At 63.3% G+C, this 15,675-nt stretch carries 10 protein-coding genes and 1 tRNA gene; 7 read left to right on the top strand and 4 right to left on the bottom strand.

Features of this window, described 5'->3' with window-relative positions:
* The first annotated feature begins 4 nt into the window (after positions 1–4).
* A complete protein-coding gene (locus AC1DSC_RS27110) occupies positions 5–556 on the top strand; it encodes a DUF2946 family protein (protein ID WP_436288134.1) in 552 nt (183 codons plus the stop codon).
* Positions 557–623: 67 nt separating this feature from the next.
* Here the strand turns inward: AC1DSC_RS27110 and AC1DSC_RS27105 are convergent, their stop codons facing one another.
* From AC1DSC_RS27105 to AC1DSC_RS27090, 4 genes are all read right to left on the bottom strand, one after another.
* A complete protein-coding gene (locus tag AC1DSC_RS27105; RefSeq protein ID WP_015867594.1) occupies positions 624–1,232 on the bottom strand; it encodes a c-type cytochrome in 609 nt (202 codons plus the stop codon).
* Positions 1,233–1,347: 115 nt separating this feature from the next.
* Positions 1,348–2,772, bottom strand: coding sequence for an efflux transporter outer membrane subunit (locus AC1DSC_RS27100; protein ID WP_436288133.1), 1,425 nt, complete (start codon positions 2,770–2,772; stop codon positions 1,348–1,350).
* Entirely contained in the window at positions 2,765–5,929 is a 3,165-nt protein-coding gene (locus AC1DSC_RS27095) for an efflux RND transporter permease subunit (protein ID WP_015867592.1), read from the bottom strand. The genes AC1DSC_RS27100 and AC1DSC_RS27095 overlap by 8 nt, the downstream gene beginning before the upstream one ends.
* A gap of 16 nt (positions 5,930–5,945) precedes the next feature.
* The gene (locus tag AC1DSC_RS27090; protein WP_015867591.1) at positions 5,946–7,220 is read right to left on the bottom strand and encodes an efflux RND transporter periplasmic adaptor subunit; all 1,275 of its coding nucleotides are present in this window, start codon (positions 7,218–7,220) and stop codon (positions 5,946–5,948) included.
* 176 nt (positions 7,221–7,396) lie between these two features.
* Between AC1DSC_RS27090 and AC1DSC_RS27085 the strand changes: the two genes are divergently transcribed.
* The 6 genes from AC1DSC_RS27085 (at position 7,397) to AC1DSC_RS27060 (ending at position 15,335) form a co-directional block, all read left to right on the top strand.
* Positions 7,397–8,077 carry a TetR family transcriptional regulator gene (locus AC1DSC_RS27085; RefSeq protein ID WP_015867590.1) on the top strand — a complete coding sequence of 227 codons (681 nt, stop codon included), beginning with the start codon at positions 7,397–7,399 and terminating at the stop codon, positions 8,075–8,077.
* Between the two features lie 43 nt (positions 8,078–8,120).
* Positions 8,121–8,195: transfer RNA gene (locus AC1DSC_RS27080), tRNA-Arg, on the top strand.
* Between the two features lie 530 nt (positions 8,196–8,725).
* A complete protein-coding gene (locus AC1DSC_RS27075) occupies positions 8,726–9,406 on the top strand; it encodes a hypothetical protein (protein ID WP_436288132.1) in 681 nt (226 codons plus the stop codon).
* Positions 9,407–9,608: 202 nt separating this feature from the next.
* Positions 9,609–10,856, top strand: coding sequence for an SH3 domain-containing protein (locus AC1DSC_RS27070; RefSeq protein WP_436288131.1), 1,248 nt, complete (start codon positions 9,609–9,611; stop codon positions 10,854–10,856).
* 506 nt (positions 10,857–11,362) lie between these two features.
* On the top strand, positions 11,363–12,208 hold the full coding sequence (locus tag AC1DSC_RS27065; RefSeq protein WP_478131981.1) for a Hachiman antiphage defense system protein HamA: 846 nt from the start codon (positions 11,363–11,365) through the stop codon (positions 12,206–12,208).
* Positions 12,198–15,335: a DEAD/DEAH box helicase gene (locus tag AC1DSC_RS27060; protein WP_436288129.1), complete on the top strand. Its 3,138-nt coding sequence runs from the start codon at positions 12,198–12,200 to the stop codon at positions 15,333–15,335. Before AC1DSC_RS27065 ends, AC1DSC_RS27060 begins: the two co-directional genes overlap by 11 nt.
* Positions 15,336–15,675 lie beyond the last annotated feature (340 nt).

The following is a 15,675-nucleotide window of genomic DNA, read 5'->3' as shown; positions in this document are numbered from 1 at the left end:
CGCCATGGACGACATCGTCAAACAGGCGCTTGCCAAGTGGCCCAACGTGCCGCACTGCTACGGCTGGCTCGGCCTGGACGCGCGCGGCAACTGGTACATGCGCGACGACCGCACGCAGGCCGAAGGCGCCTTCCCCGCGGCCAAGGGCTCGATGCTGCGGCACGAGAAGCTGATCGACTTCATCCAGCGCAACTACGACCACGATGAAGAAGGCCAGTGGTTCTTCCAGAACGGCCCGCAGCGCGTGTACGTCGAACTGGAGGCCGCGCCCTTCGTCTGGCGCATTGCCGATAGCGCGGGCTTTGCCGTCACGGCCCACACCGGGCAGGCGGCGGGCGCCATCTCGGCCTGCCTGCTCGACGAGCACGGACGCCTTTTCCTGGCGGCACCCCTCGGGCTCGGGCTGGTCCATACGCAGGACGTGGGCCTGGCCGCCGACGCGGTGGAGCAAGGCCTGTGGACCCCCGAGCCGGTGCACGCGGCCGACCTGCCGCAGCGCTTCGGCCATGTGCTGAGCCCCTCGGCGCGCCGGCTCGTCTTGCTATCAAATGAGTAGCTGCAGCTTGCAGCGGACATGAAAAAGCCGGCTCGAAGCCGGCTTTCTCTTTGGGGCCTGGGCCCGGTTACTTGCTGGCAGCCGCCGCGGGCGCCGAAGCCGCGCCATCGGCGGGAGCTGCCGCCGCCGCGGGGCGGTCGGGCACCGCGAACTTGGCGCCCCCGGCATTGGCCATGTAGACCACGGCACGGCCGATTTCGAGGTCTTCGAAGTCGCCGCCGCCCTGGGGCGGCATCGCGCCCTTGCCATGCAGCGCATGGTCGAGCAGCGTTTCGTAGCCCTGGCCGATGCGCGGACCCCAGGCTGCGGCGTCGCCGTAGTGCGGAGCGCCGGGAATGCCGGGCGCGCCGTGGCAGGCTGCGCACTGCGCCTTGAAGACGGCCTCGCCGGCTGCCAGCGGACGGTTGGCATCGCGGATCTCGATGGCGCCGACCTTCTTGAGCCGTTCGGCCACTTCGCGGTCGCGCGCATCCTGCGACACGCCGTACAGCGACATGTTGTCGCCCTCGGCCGTGCCCGCGGGCTTGTTGCCCGAAACCACGTAGGCCACAAGGCCCACGATGATCAGGATGGGTGCTACGAAGGAGAAAAATACCGCCAGCAGCAGTTGCTTCGGGTTCTTGATCGGGCCGGTGTGGGCGTCTTCTGTGGCCTGGTAGTGCGGGTCTGCGCTCATTGGCGTCCTCAATAACGGGGGCTCGTCGGGGGGCTTTTTCGAATCAACCGGCGATTATAGAGAGGCCCTCCGCCCAAAGGACGCAAGGCCGCTCACCGTCCGTCGCGCGAAAGCCTCAGCCCTTGCTGCCGGGCGTGGCCCAGCCGCCGCCCAAGGTCTTGTAGAGCGTGACCTGGTTCTGCAGCTGCAAGAGGCGCGTGGTGACCGCCGATTGCTGCGCCGTGTACAGCGAGCGCTGCGCATCGAGCAGGTCCAGCGCGCTGGCAATGCCGTTGCGGTAGCGCATGTCCGAGAGCCTGAAGCGCACCGCCTCGGCATCGGCCTGCGCGCGCTGCGCACGCACCTGCTCGCCCAGCGTCGCGCGGCCGGCCAGCGCGTCGGCCACTTCGCGGAACGCGGTCTGGATCGACTTCTCGTACTGCGCCACGGCAATCTCGCGCCCGGCCTTGGCCGAATCGAGCGTGGCCCGGTTGCGGCCCGCGTCGAAGATCGGCAGCGTGACCGAGGGCGCGAACGACCAGGCCCTGGAGCCGCGGTCGAACAGGCCCGAGAACTCGCTGCTCGCGGTGCCCAGCGTGGTGGTGAGCGACACGCGCGGGAAGAAGTTGGCGCGCGCCGCGCCGATGTTGGCGTTGGCCGCAATCAGCTGCTGCTCGGCGGCGCGGATGTCGGGCCGCTCGGCCAGCAGGTCGGAGGGCAGGCCCGCCGGCACGTCGGGCATCGGCTTGACGCTGTCCAGCCCCTTGATGCCGCCCGCGGTGGCATCGGCCGGCACCGGCGCGCCCAGCAGCAGGGCGAGCGCGTTCTCGTCCTGCATGCGCGTGCGCTGCTGCTGCGCATACGAGGCGCGCGCGGTCTCGGCCAGCGAGTTCGCGGCCTGGAAGTCGAGCTCGGACGACACGCCGTTGTCGAAGCGCATCTTGGTCAGGCGCACCGACTCTTCGCGCGTCACCAAGGTCTGGCGCGTGAGCTCGAGCAGCTCGTCGTCGGCAATCAGCGTGAGCCAGCCGGTGGCCACCGCCGCGATCAGGCTCACTTGCGCGGCCTTGCGCGATTCCTCGGTGGCCAGGTACTGGGCCAGCGCCTGGTCCTTCAGCGCGCGGATGCGACCGAAGAAGTCGATCTCCCAGGCCGTCACGCCCAGGTTCACGCTGTACTGCGACGACACGCTGCCCGCGCTGGGGTCGAAGGCCTGGTAGGGATTGGGGCTCGAGCGCGAACCGCTGCCCGTGAGGCCCAGCGCCGGGAACAGCGCCGCGCGCTCGATCTGGAACTGCGCGCGCGCCTGCTCGATGTTGAGCACCGACACGCGCAGGTCGCGGTTGTTTTCCAGCGCGGTGCGGATCAGCCCGTTCAGCCGCGAATCGGTGAAGAACTCTTCCCAGGGCACCGCGGCCGCAGCCTGGCCGGCCGGCTGCGCCGGGTCGCCCGGGAAGGTGGTGGGCACCGGCGCCGCCGGACGTTCGTAGGTCGGAATCAGCGAGCAGCCGGCCAGCAGCATTGCCGCGGCCAAGGCTGTGGGAATCAGTTTCTTAGTCATGTGCTTTTTCTTCCGTGATGCCGGCTGCTTCCGCGTGCCGCTTGTCGGCTTCATGCTGGCGCGCGCTGCCCTTGAACAGGCTGCGCACCACCACGAAGAACACCGGCACGAAGATCACGGCCAGCGCCGTGCCCGTCACCATGCCGCCGAGCACGCCCGTGCCAATGGCGCGCTGGCTGGCCGAGCCGGCCCCCGAGGCAAGCACCAGCGGCACCACGCCCAGGCCGAAGGCCAGCGAGGTCATGATGATCGGGCGGAACCGCAGGTGCGCCGCGGCCAATGCCGATTCGACGATGCCCTTGCCCTGCGCCTGCAGGTCCTTCGCAAACTCGATGATCAGGATCGCGTTCTTCGCCGACAGGCCGATGATGGTGATCAGCCCCACCTGGAAGTACACGTCGTTCGAGTAGGCGCGCAGCATGGTCGCCAGCAGCACCCCCAGCACGCCCAGCGGCACCACCAGGATCACCGACAGCGGAATCGACCAGCTCTCGTACAGCGCGGCCAGGCACAGGAACACCGCCAGAATCGCAAAGCCGTACAGCACGATGGCCTGCGAGCCCGCGAGCTTTTCTTCGCGCGACTGGCCCGTCCATTCAAAGCCAAAGCCCTGCGGCAGCTGCCCGGCGAGCTTTTCCATCTCGGCCATGGCGGCGCCCGTGCTGTAGCCCTGCGCGGCGTCGCCGCTGATGCGGATGGCCGGGTAGCCGTTGTAGCGCACCGTCTGCGTCGCGCCCTTGACCCACTTGGTGGTCGCAAATGCCGACAGCGGCACCGGCTGGCCCTTGGTGTTGCTGGCGTTCAGGCGCAGCAGGTCGTCGGGCTGCATGCGCGCCGGCGCATCGGCCTGCACCACCACGCGCTGCAGGCGGCCGCGGTTCGGAAAGTCGTTGATGTAGCTCGAACCCAGGCCCGTCGACAGCGTGGCGTTGATCGCATCGAAGGTCACGCCCAGCGCGTTGGCCTTGTCGCGGTCGATGTCGATCTGCAGCTGCGGCGCGTCTTCCAGGCCGTCGGGGCGCACCTGCGACAGGATCTTGCTCTGCCCGGCCATGCCCAGCAGCTGGTTGCGCGCGTTGATCAGCGCCTCGTGGCCCGCGCCCGAGCGGTCCTGCAGCCGGAAGCTGAAGCCGCTCGCATTGCCCAGTTCAGGAATGGGCGGCGGGCTCAGCGGGTAGATGAACGCATCGCGGATGCCCGAGAGCGCACCAAAGGCACGGCCCGCCAGCGCGCTGGCCGAATGGGCCGGGTCCTTGCGCTCTTCCCAGTCCTTCAGCGTCACGAAGGCAAGGCCCGCGTTCTGCCCCTGGCCCGAGAAGCTGAAGCCCATCACGCCCACGATGCTCTGCACTTCGGGCTGCTTCAGGATGAAGCCTTCGACCTGCTGCATGACCGACAGCGCACGCTCCTGCGTGGCACCCGGGGGCAGCTGCACGTTCACGATGATGTTGCCCTGGTCTTCCGCCGGCAGGAACGAGCTCGGCAGCCGCAGGTAGGTGAACACCACCGCGCCGATGATCGCCACGTAGATGACCAGGTAGCGCGCGGCGCGCCGCAGGATGCGCGCGACCACGCTTTCATAGCCCTTGGCCGTGCGCGTGAAGCCGCGATTGAACCAGCCGAAGAAGCCGGTCTTCTCGTGGTGGTGGCCCGCTTCCACCGGCTTGAGCAGCGTGGCGCACAAGGCCGGCGTGAGCGACAGCGCCATGAAGGCCGAGAAGGCGATCGAGGTCACCATCACCGCCGAGAACTGGCGGTAGATGTTGCCCGTGGAGCCCGCAAAGAACGCTAGCGGCACGAACACCGAGATCAGCACCACCGTCACGCCGATGATGGCGCCCGAGATCTGCTTCATGGCCTTGCGCGTGGCTTCGAGCGGCGACAGCCCCTCCTCGCTCATGATGCGCTCGACGTTCTCCACCACCACGATGGCGTCGTCCACCACGATGCCGATCACCAGCACCATGCCGAACATGGTCAGCACGTTGATCGAGAAGCCCATGGCCAGCAGCATGGCAAAGGTGCCCAGCAATGCAATTGGCACCACGATGGTCGGGATGATCGTGTAGCGCCAGTTCTGCAGGAACAGGAACATCACGATGAACACCAGCGCAATGGCTTCCAGCAGCGTCTTGACCACTTCGGTGATGGAAATCTGCACGAAGCGCGAGCTGTCGTACGGAATGTTCCACTTCACGCCCTGCGGGAAAAAGCGTTCCAGCTCCGCCATCTTGGCGCGGATCGCCTTGGCCGACTGCAGCGCGTTGCCGTTGGGCGTGGGCTGCACGCCAATGCCCACCGCGGGCACGCCGTTCAGGCGCGCCGAGGTGGCATACGACTGGCCGCCCAGCTCCACGCGCGCCACGTCCTTCAGCCGCACGGTCGAGCCGTCGGTGTTGGCGCGCAGCACGATGTCCTTGAACTGATCGACGTTGGCCAGCTGGCCGTTCACCACCACCGTGGCCGCAATGGCCTGGCCCGGGATGTTGGGCAGGTCGCCGATGGTGCCCGAGGACACCTGCGCGTTCTGCGCGCGGATCGCGTTGTTCACGTCCGTGGCCGACAGGTTGTAGCCCTGCAGCTTGTTCGGATCGATCCAGATGCGCATCGCGTTCTCGGAGCCGAACAGCTGGGCCTGGCCCACGCCGACCACGCGCTGCAGTTCCGGCACCACGTTGCGCGCGGCATAGTCGCCGAGCGCCACCGGGTCGAAGTTCGGGTTGTCCGAAGACAGCATCACGAACATCAGGAAGTTGTTGCGCGACTTGTCCACGCGCACACCCTGCTGCGTGACCGCGGCCGGCAGGCGCGGCGTGGCGCGGGAGAGCCGGTTCTGCACGTCCACCTGCGCGAGGTCGGGGTTGGTGCCGGCCTCGAAGCTGATGGTGATGGTGCCCGTGCCGTCGGCCTGGGCCACCGATTCCATGTAGATCAGGCCCGGCGAGCCGTTCATCTCGCGCTCGATCACGGACAGCACGCTGTCCTCCAGCGTCTGGGCCGAGGCGCCGGGGTAGGCAACGTTGATCACGATGGCCGGCGGAGCCACCGGCGGGTACTGCGAGATCGGCAGCTGGGTAATGGCGACACTGCCGCCCACCAGGATGAACAGCGCGATCACCCAGGCGAAGATCGGTCGGTCGATAAAGAATTTGGCCATGCGGGCGCGCTCCTGATTACTTCTTCTCGGCCGGTGCGGCCGCGGGGGCGGCACCAGGAGCGGGTGCCGCGGGCGCCGGCGCCGCACTCGGGTCCGGCTTCTTCCATGGCACCGCCTTCACCGGCGTGCCGGGCGGCATCATCTGCAGCTTCTGGAAGCCGTCGACCATCACCTGCTCGCCGGCCTTCAGGCCATCGAGCACCACCCACTGGTTGTCCTTGGCGGCGCTGATCTTCACCGTGCGCTGGCTGATCTTGCCGTCCGCGCTCACCACCGACACCGTGTCGCCCTGCTGCGTGCGCGTGACCGCCTGCTGGGGAATCGTGATTGCGTTGGTGGCCTGCGCCTGCTCCAGCCGCACGCGCACATACAGGCCGGGCAGCAGCTCGCCCTTCGGGTTGGGCACCTCGGCGCGCAGCGTGACCTGGCCGGTGGTCGAATCCACCGTCAGGTCGGAGAACAGCAGCTTGCCGGGCAGGGCGTAGTCGGTGCCGTCTTCCAGCACCACGTTCACGCTGGCCGCCTCTTCGCCGCTCGCGCGCTTGTACTGGCCGGCGGCCAGTGCGCGGCGCAGCTTCAGCACGTCGGACGCCGACTGCGTAAAGTTCACGTACATCGGGTTGATCTGCTGCACCACGGCCAGCTCGGTGGCGTCGCCCTGGCCCACCAGTGCGCCTTCGGTCACCAGCGCGCGGCCGATGCGGCCGGCAATGGGCGAGGTCACGTCGGCATAGCCCAGGTTGATCTTGGCCGTCTGCACCGCGGCGCGGCCCGCGGCCACGTCGGCCTCGGCCGTCTTTTGCGAGGCCACGGCCGTCGCGTATTCCTGCTTGCTCACCGCGTTGGCCTCGACCAGCGGCTTGTAGCGGTCGGCCAATGCCTTGGCCTGCACGGCATTGGCCTCAGCGCGGGCCAGCGTGGCCTGCGCGTTTTGCGCGGCGGCCACCAGCGGTGCCGGGTCGATGCGGAACAGCAGCTGGCCGGCCTTCACGTCGCTGCCTTCGCGGAACTCGCGCTTCAGCAGGATGCCCGAGGCGCGGGCGCGAACCTGTGCCACGCGCGAGGCCTCGAGCCGGCCCGGCAGCTCGGTCACCAGGCCCACGTCGGTTGGCGCGGCAACCACCACGCCCACCTCAGGGGCAGGGCGGGCACCGCCGCCGCCGGCACCGCCACCCGGGCCGGCCGGCGCATCGCCCTTGGAACAGGCCGCGAGCGCCAACACCACAGCAGCGGCCACGATCGCGAGGCGCGGCGAGAACGACGATTGACGCGAAACATGCAGGAGAGGCATGCGAATCCTTTGAAGCAAAGACGGGAGATGGCGCGTTCGCGAAGCGAACAGAAAGCCAGCATAAACAGCCGGGCCATCGGGGAAGCCCGCTAGTTTACATACATTCATGGATGTATAGTGACAACATCGAATGGCCCTACGCATACGGAAGGGCTTGGCTTTACAAATTGGGAGACTTGGTGGCACGTCGTACGAAGGAAGAGGCACTGGCCACGCGGAATCGCTTGCTCGATGCCGCGGAGCTGCTGTTTCAGGCGCAAGGCGTCTCGCAGACCTCGCTGCAGCAGATTGCGCAGCAGGCCGGGGCCACGCGCGGCGCCATCTATTGGCACTTCAAGGACAAGGCCGCCCTCTTCAACGCGATGATGGAGCGCGTCATCCTCCCGCTGGAGGCCGGCCCCCGCGCCGCTGCCGCGGCCGCGGGCCCCGACGACGACCCGCTGGCCGAAATAGAAGAGGGCATGGTGCACGCCCTCACCCTCATGACCACCGACCCCCAGGTGCGCCGCGTGTTCGACGTGGCCACCCACAAGGTCGAATACACCCACGACATGGCCTCGGTGCAGCAGCGCCACCTGGACGCCCGCAACGCCTGCGTGGGCGATTTCGAAAAAGCCCTGCGCCTGGCCGCGCGGCGAGACCGCATCAAGCTGCCCGTGCCCGGCCCCGCCGCCGCCCAGGGCCTGCACGCGCTGATCAGCGGGCTCATCCAGAACTGGCTGCTCGACCCCACCGCCTTCGACCTGGTGCCCACCGGCCGGCGCACCTTCCGCGTCTACCTGGCCGGCCTGGGCTTTGTGCGGAACTCCCCGGCGGGCATCGGAAACGAAGCAGGTGAAGAAGAAATCGCCGCCTGATGGGCGATAATGCGAGGCTCCGGTTCTGCCGGAGCCCAGATTCCTCGCTGTATTTCAACGGATAGAATTCGGCCCTCCGAAGGCTGAGATCCAGGTTCGATTCCTGGCGGCGGGACCAGATACCAAGCCGGACACTTTCAAAGGTGTCCGGCTTTTTTGTTTTCTTGTCTGTGGAGTGCTGTTCTGTCGCCCGATTGGTACCAGGGACGTATGCCTGAGTCCGTTGGCAACTTGAGGGGAACTGCCGGGGGTATGAAATCGACTGGGTGGGGGACAAGCAGTTCGGCGGCCCACCCCAGTTTTGGCGGAGCGCCGGATGCTGGTCGCCAAGACGCGCCTCGAGTTCGCCACTCAGAGATGCAACGATGGCCAAGGAATCGGACAAGCGGGCTGGGCAATGCTTGCTAAAGTCAGCCACGAATTTAATTCCACTCACAGTTTCAGACTGGGTGCGGTCCTTCGAGGCAACTGAGATCTGGAACCGCTTTGGGGTAGCTTTTGCGGTCCTTCCGATGCTTCAAGCGCAACATCTGGTGGCTTTCGGATGAATCGCTGGAGAAGAAGTTGAGGAACAAACTAAATATCGACACCGTAGGAAAGCTAATCGGACCGGTTTGGTTGCCGTTGGCTGGGCTCTATACATACTGCATGTTCATTCACCCGTGGTTAGGGTGGCAAGGCAGTTGGGAGTACGTCCAGAACGTCTGGGATCGGTGGCAGACCTTCAACGCAGCGGCGCTCGCCTTCGCTGCCAGCGTGATTGCCTTGCAGGTCGCCCGCTACCAAGCTGAGAAACAGCGAGGGCGCGATTTCAGAGCGGCCAAGGCCTTTCTACCTACGGCCTTCAGTGAACTGAGCACCTACTTTAAGGGCTGCGCACAAACGCTTCACGAAGCGTGGTCCTTGCAAGGCCAATCCCAACACATCAAAGCACCCGCGGCGCCCATCCTTTACAAGGACGCTTTCAAGGAGTGCATCAGACACGCCACGCCGCAGATCGGCGACTATCTCGCGAACGTGCTCGCAGACCTTCAGGTCCACGAAGCGCGCATTGGAGAGCTCCACAAGGGCGAATACGGCAAGGACACTCTGCTCTACTATCTGCGTAGTCTGGGCTACCTTCAGGTTCGGCTGAACAAGCAATTCGACTTCGCGAGAAGCGAGAAAGAGTTCGACAACACGCCGCTTGAATGGGGCGATTTCAAGAACGCATATTCAATCTTCGGAATTGGATCGACCAGTATTGGGAACTTCCATGACGACTTAGGAAATTCCCTAGAGAGCGTGACGAAGAAGTTGATCGAAAAGATGGATAAACAGGCCCAATGAGTTGTCTATCTACGCACTCAAGAACACTCGTAAACCCAGGACCACGAACAGTAGGAGGGGTATGAAGATTCAATGCATTGAGCGCGACATTCGCCAGATGTTGGAGTCAGGGGGCTACTTGATTCCTCGCTTCCAGCTAGCCTTCTCGTGGGGCGCCTTCGATGTCGTCTGAGCCATCAAATAGGCGGTTGCTGGAGATTTTGTGAGCCTGAACCCTGATCAAATCGAAGCGGCCTCAGTTGGTAGCGTCTTTGCGCGCGAAGTGGCAAGAATAGAGCAGGAGCGGGCTTCTTGGCGCGAAGCTTTTGTCCATAGTGTCAATGCCGTGCAGCAGTTCAAAGAGCTTACGCAGGTAGGTTCTGCCTACTCGCAGATCGCCATGGAGCTCACTGAATCTCGTTCAACCGCGGCCCTGATTGGACAGCGGTACAAGGATCTCTTGGCGGTTACATCACCCGCAGTTGAGGCCGTCAAGGCTTGGCAAGAGTCCCAACGCGATCAGCAAGAGCACATCCGAAAGATGCTCGAACCTCTGGCCGATATCCGTAAAAGCTTCGTGCGGGATGAAGCCATGGGGCGGCTCGCCAAGGAGGCCGCCTTGGGCACCACGATCCGCGATCAGTTCAAGGACGTGCTCTCTGGCCTTTCAGGTGTTGGGTCAGTGGCCAAGATGTGGGCTCAACAGATGGAAGAAACGCGGGCTCAGACCCGCAGCGCCTTTGAGGGTGTGCGGCTTGGTAGTGCCATAGGCCCATATTTCAAAGACTTCGAGCAGATCAACAAGCAGTGGAGGGTGCCCCCTGAGCTACTGGACGTCGTGGGCTCGCTCCAAGCGCTTCGAGGTCAGCTCGGCAAGGTGGCCTTACCCACCATCGATTGGAGCTCTGCTGCGGCCCTGGCAAAGCTTATGGGAAAAGGGGGCCTAGAAGAACAACTGGCCCACCTTGGCATCAAGCCAGATGGCTCCTTGCAGGAGCAACGCGAGGCGCCGGAAAAGGGGCTGTTGAGCCGCAAGCAGTCTGATGCTGTGGCCCTGGTGGGTTTGTTGCTGGCGATCATTGGCATTTGGATGACGATCCAAATTTTCTTCTATCAAGAGAACGCCGGAGGAGCACAGCAGGCCAAGCACGACGAGCAAGCAGCTAAGCAACTGCGCCAACTCGAAAGCCTCAATCGCCTTGTTGAGAAAGCCCTGGAGCAAGCTGCCAAAGCGCAGGAGGAGCGTTTTGTCGTGCGCGAGCGCACGGCCACCGTTCGCTCAGAACCTGAGCACGGGTCGGCCGTAGAGGGGAAGCTCATGCCCAATGAAGTGGTGCGAGCCATCGACCGCAAAGGCCGCTGGGTAGAGGTCGAGTATTACCACTGGCTGCACGAGGAGTACCGCACAGGGTGGGTCTTGAAACACTACTTGGAGCGGGTGCCTGCCAACTATTCCGAGGCCAAGCCGTAGGGCCAATTGGGACCGAGGGCCACCGCGACTACACGAGGCTCACAGCCGCCAGCCACGCCGCACGATGACCGACCACCAGGGTAAGTCGCGTCGATCGACCGCTCCCGCTGCGTAGCCGTCCTTCAGGTATGCCCGCTCCGGACTGGGGCAGCCACTCAGTTTTGATCGCCAATGACCGCGGGCTCAGAAAGCAGCCGGTCGAGATCTCTCGCCATCTGCGACCCAACGGCTCAGGCTTTTGCAACATAATGTTGCCTTGCGTTACATCACTGGCATTGGAGATGTTCTCAACGCGACAGAGCGGCCGAGCAAAGGGGGCTTCTGTTTCCAGTTGATGGTCACGACGACATCCATGCCTCTTCCAGCGCTTTAGAGGGAACTAGTAATGGTGGTTGAGCTAGAACCTGGTGTCAAAGGGAAGCTGCTCGTCCGACGGGAACTGCAACCCCTGCTATCTAATTTTATTGATGCCTCCAACTGCACAGTCGGCTCCTGACGAGACCGTGGTGGCCGTGATTGAAGCCGTCGCTTCACCCCACGTCGCCAAGCCGGCCTATCTCCAGTACCTCAAGCAGGCGGACGCGTTGACGCTAGGGGCCGCCGTCGAATGCGAAGTTTGGGAACTCGATGTTCCTGCCGATGCAGCATGTCTAAGTGAATGGGCCAACAGATTTCGCCAGACCTACTGCCCTGACAGCGAACTCGACATCCTGCGCGAAGGCACAGGCAAGTCACGAGCCGAGTACCTGTTGGAGCTGGTTTTCCCGGACAAAAGCGCGCCGCCTGGGCCAGCCGTCCGCTCAGGCGATTTTGCGGAGTTGCTGGTCTCGGACTACGTCGAGTTCGTTCTCGGCTACTGGGTCCCGCGCGGCAAGTACGCAGAGAAGGGGAGTCGGGACGAGTCCGTCAAGGGGGTGGACATCGTCGGTTTTCGGTGTCCTGACCCAGGGCAGCCGAAGCCAACCGACGAGATGTTGGCCTTTGAGGCAAAGGCTCAACTCGGCGGCGGCAAGTACAAGGACCGACTGCAGGTCGCGGTCAATGATTCGGGCAAAGACTATCTGCGAGCCGGCCAGACGCTGGCTGCGATGAAACGGCGTATGCACGTCGCCGGCGAGCATGCTCCGATGTTGGTTGTCCAGCGATTTCAGGACGCTGTCGACCGACCCTACCGGCTTCTCTCAGGCGCAGCCGCCATCCTTTCCGACGCGGCGTTCGATACAGACGGCATCAAGGGAACCACCATCGCCGGACACAACAACGCTGGCAACCTGAAGCTGATTGCCATCAAGGGCAAGGACCTGATGACGCTTGCTCACGCCCTGTACCAGCGAGCAGCCGATGAAGCCTGAATTCAACAGCCGTCGGTACTTCGGCATCACTCGCTCTAAAGGGAAGATGTATGAATTGGGACTGCCTGAAGAGTCCCACATCGCCTTACCGGAGGGGGTCGAACCCGCCGCATTGTTCCCGTTGTCCATCGGGACGCTGGTGGATGCTTCGGCAGCGCTGAATGACGCCGCCGATGTTGAGGGTGGATTGGCCGAAGCCCTGCGGGACGACATCGGCTTTGCAGCGAGTTTCTTCGATGCATACCTGGGCTCCCGGTTCAACACCGATGTGTCGCGGGAAGTCACGCTGCTCGCATCTGCCAGCTATTTCTTGGGCCAGCGTCCTGGAAGCAGCCTCGTGCTTGCCCGGCGACTCCGGCCAGAAGGTGTCAATGCCATTGAGCACTTGACGGTCTGGGCATTACAAGCTGACTGGCGTCATCCTCCCGATCTGGCTGCGCACTGGTTGAATGGGCTGCTCTACGAGCTCTCCTTTCACTTGATGGGCCACTTCAATGACGGCATCCCGCCCGAGCAAGTCGTCGAGTTGCTGAGCGAACTTCGTCGCTTGACCTACGCCAGCGGCACATCACGAGAAGTCGTTCTCGTTGAAGTCGCGTCCGCCGTAGTCAAGCTGCGCCTGGCGAGTTCGGCTTGGACTCTTTTGCCCGGCTTTAGCGGCTTGGACAGTGCAGCTTGGACTGAGGCAATCCGTCGTCCCGGCTTCCCCAAGGAACTCTGGCCATCCCAGAAGCTGCTCGGTAAGGCCGAGCTTTTCGCCGGGAGGTCGGGTGTTGTCCAAATGCCCACGAGCGCGGGCAAGACTCGGTCCATCGAACTCATTCTCCGCAGCGCATTCCTGGCTGACCGGACGCGAGTCGCGGTTCTCGTCGCGCCGTTCCGCGCCTTGTGTCATGAGATTGCCACTTCTCTGCGCCACGCGTTCAAGGGCGAAGACGTCAAGGTCAACGAACTTTCCGATGCCCTTCAACTGGACTTCGTTGACCAGTTGGCCGAGCTGTTCGGCCAGGCGACTCCCACTACGCGCCACCTGATGGTGTTGACGCCGGAGAAACTACTGTATGTGCTTAGGCAGGTACCGAGCTTGGTTGCGCACATCGGGATGGTGGTCTATGACGAGGGACACCAGTTCGACACCGGACCACGCGGCATTACTTATGAATTGCTGCTAACGGAAATCAAAGGGCTGCTTCCAGCTTCGGCGCAGACGGTGCTTATCTCTGCTGTCATCAAGAACGCCGTGGCGGTCGGCACGTGGCTCATCGGCACTGAACCAAACGTCGTCGATGGTACGGGACTGTTGTCGACGGCGCGGTCGGTCGCGTTTGCGACATGGAGCGAGCGACTCGGGCAATTGCTGTTCTTTGAGTCAGACAGCTATGCGCGCCCGGACTACTTCGTACCGAGGAGTATCGAAGCTCAAGAACTCCAACTGCGCGGGAGGGAGCGGAAGGCCCGACTATTTCCGCAGAAGGGCGACGATGCTTGGAAAGACGTTTCGCTTTACCTCGGGATTCGCTTGGCCCCGAGTGGTGCCGTGGCCGTGTTCTGCGGCAGGAAAGACACTGCAAGTGGTCTAGCAGAACGCGCGGTTGAGGTATATGAGCGAGGATTCAGCCTACCGCCCCCTGCCGCAGCATCTGACGCCAATGAAATTCAATGCTTGACCCATCTGGCCACACAGCACTTTGGCGCAGACTCCATGGTGACGAAGGCGGCGGCGCTCGGCGTTTTTGTCCACCACGGAACGACGCCACAAGGATTACGGCTGGCCATTGAGCATGCGATGCAAGGCGAGCTCATCAAGCTTGTGATTTGCACTTCGACCCTAGCTCAAGGCGTCAATCTGCCGATTCGATATCTCATCGTCTCCGGGGTAAATCAAGGCGCTGAGCGCATTAAGACGCGGGACTTCCAGAACTTGATTGGCCGCGCCGGTCGCGCGGGCATGCACACCGAGGGCCTTGTCATTTTTGCTGACCCTAAGGTCATTGATAACAATCAAAGGGAGCGGTGGCGTCTGCAGGCGGCGGTTGGCCTATTGAAGCCAGAGAATTCCGAGGAAACATCGAGCTCGCTCCTCGAGCTGCTGGAGCCAATTTTGTCACCTGTTGGCAGGAACACTCTGCCGGTCCCCACAGCTGACGTGCTGCGGGCCTACTTCAAACGCGGCAACGAGTTGCAGGGTTGGGCCACTGAGATGGCCGATGCCTACCAGCAACTTGGATTCGAACAACGGTCGCTGACCAAGGAGATTCTGAGAAAGCAGAAGCTGCTGTCCGCCCTCGAAAGCTACTTGATGGCCAACCGCGGCGTCGAGAACTTCGAGAACATGTTGTCCAACGTACGCAACCTAGCGGCCTCGACGCTGGCCTATTCCCTGTCCGACGAAGCCACGAAGGCGTCACTTGTGCAGCTTTTTGAGTTGTCGGCAACGCACATTGAGCAGATGGCCCCCGGACCCGCTCGACAGGCGGCGTACGCAAAGACACTGTTGGGCGCATTCGATGCGAGAGAGGTCGAAACCTGGGCTCAAGAACGTGCAGATGCACTGCGGTCTCTCGCGACACCTGCTGCATGGCTGCAAGCAGTGTGGCCGCTTTTCAATGCTGTGGTCGACGACAAGTTACTGACGGGTATGGAGCCCGCTGGCATGTCGATGCAACTCGCACAGGGATGGATGCTCGGGGCTTCATATCGAGAGCTGATTGCAATGGCGATGGATGCCGGGGCTTCTAAGCCGTGGGGAGAGGCTGACCGACGTAAGCTCAACGAGGCTGACGTACTTCAGTTCTTGGAGGGCTGTCTCGGCTTTGACTGCCCGCTGGTCGTTGCCGCCGTTGGCCAGTTCCTTTTCGGAATGACTGGGCTCAATGGTGAGGAGGCTGGCACGCTAAATGAGTTCCAGAAGTCTCTAACGTACGGCTTGCCGAGCAAACTTGCAGTGTCGACTTATGAGTCTGGTTTGGCTGACCGTCACATCGCGCAAGACGTCGCGACTGAAACTTGGTTGGCTGGATACGAAGGGTTCCATTTCCGCGCCGCTCTGCCCGAGTACCGCGAGGTGGTCGCCGGTGTACTGGCTGCCTATCCGTCTTACTTTGGCGCGGTGCTCGATAGTCTTTGATTCATAGGGCTACTGAATCCAAAACAACCGCTGCAATGGCCGGTCAGTTCACTGAGTCGCAGATCCGAGGAAATCGCGCGCGACAAGCGCGCCTCAGAAATCTCCTGGCCGAACGTCGGACTCGTGGGCGCAGCTTCTGGCAGCGCTTCTATAACAAGGTCAAATCACTTTTCTTGAAGAGCTAGGCGTAGTTGCGTCGGCCGGGAGCCGGATGCTCGCCGATCGCTCAGAAACAAGTAAAGCGACACCGCTTGAATCAAGAGAGCGACTCAACAAGGTCTCGATGTAGGTGCTTGTGCGCTCAGTTGGGACACCTGGGCTGAGGTGTCGATCGACGGTG

Source organism: Variovorax sp. 01N425 (assembly GCF_056399465.1).
This window is presented reverse-complemented; position numbering and strand designations above follow the sequence as displayed.

Coding starts and splice junctions, on each gene's coding strand:
- AC1DSC_RS27110 (WP_436288134.1), top strand. CDS start 5: ATGGACGACATCGTCAAACAGGCGCTTGCCAAGTGGCCCAACGTGCCG.
- AC1DSC_RS27060 (WP_436288129.1), top strand. CDS start 12,198: ATGAAGCCTGAATTCAACAGCCGTCGGTACTTCGGCATCACTCGCTCT.
- AC1DSC_RS27095 (WP_015867592.1), bottom strand. CDS start 5,929: ATGGCCAAATTCTTTATCGACCGACCGATCTTCGCCTGGGTGATCGCG.
- AC1DSC_RS27090 (WP_015867591.1), bottom strand. CDS start 7,220: ATGCCTCTCCTGCATGTTTCGCGTCAATCGTCGTTCTCGCCGCGCCTC.
- AC1DSC_RS27105 (WP_015867594.1), bottom strand. CDS start 1,232: ATGAGCGCAGACCCGCACTACCAGGCCACAGAAGACGCCCACACCGGC.
- AC1DSC_RS27100 (WP_436288133.1), bottom strand. CDS start 2,772: ATGACTAAGAAACTGATTCCCACAGCCTTGGCCGCGGCAATGCTGCTG.
- AC1DSC_RS27075 (WP_436288132.1), top strand. CDS start 8,726: ATGTTCATTCACCCGTGGTTAGGGTGGCAAGGCAGTTGGGAGTACGTC.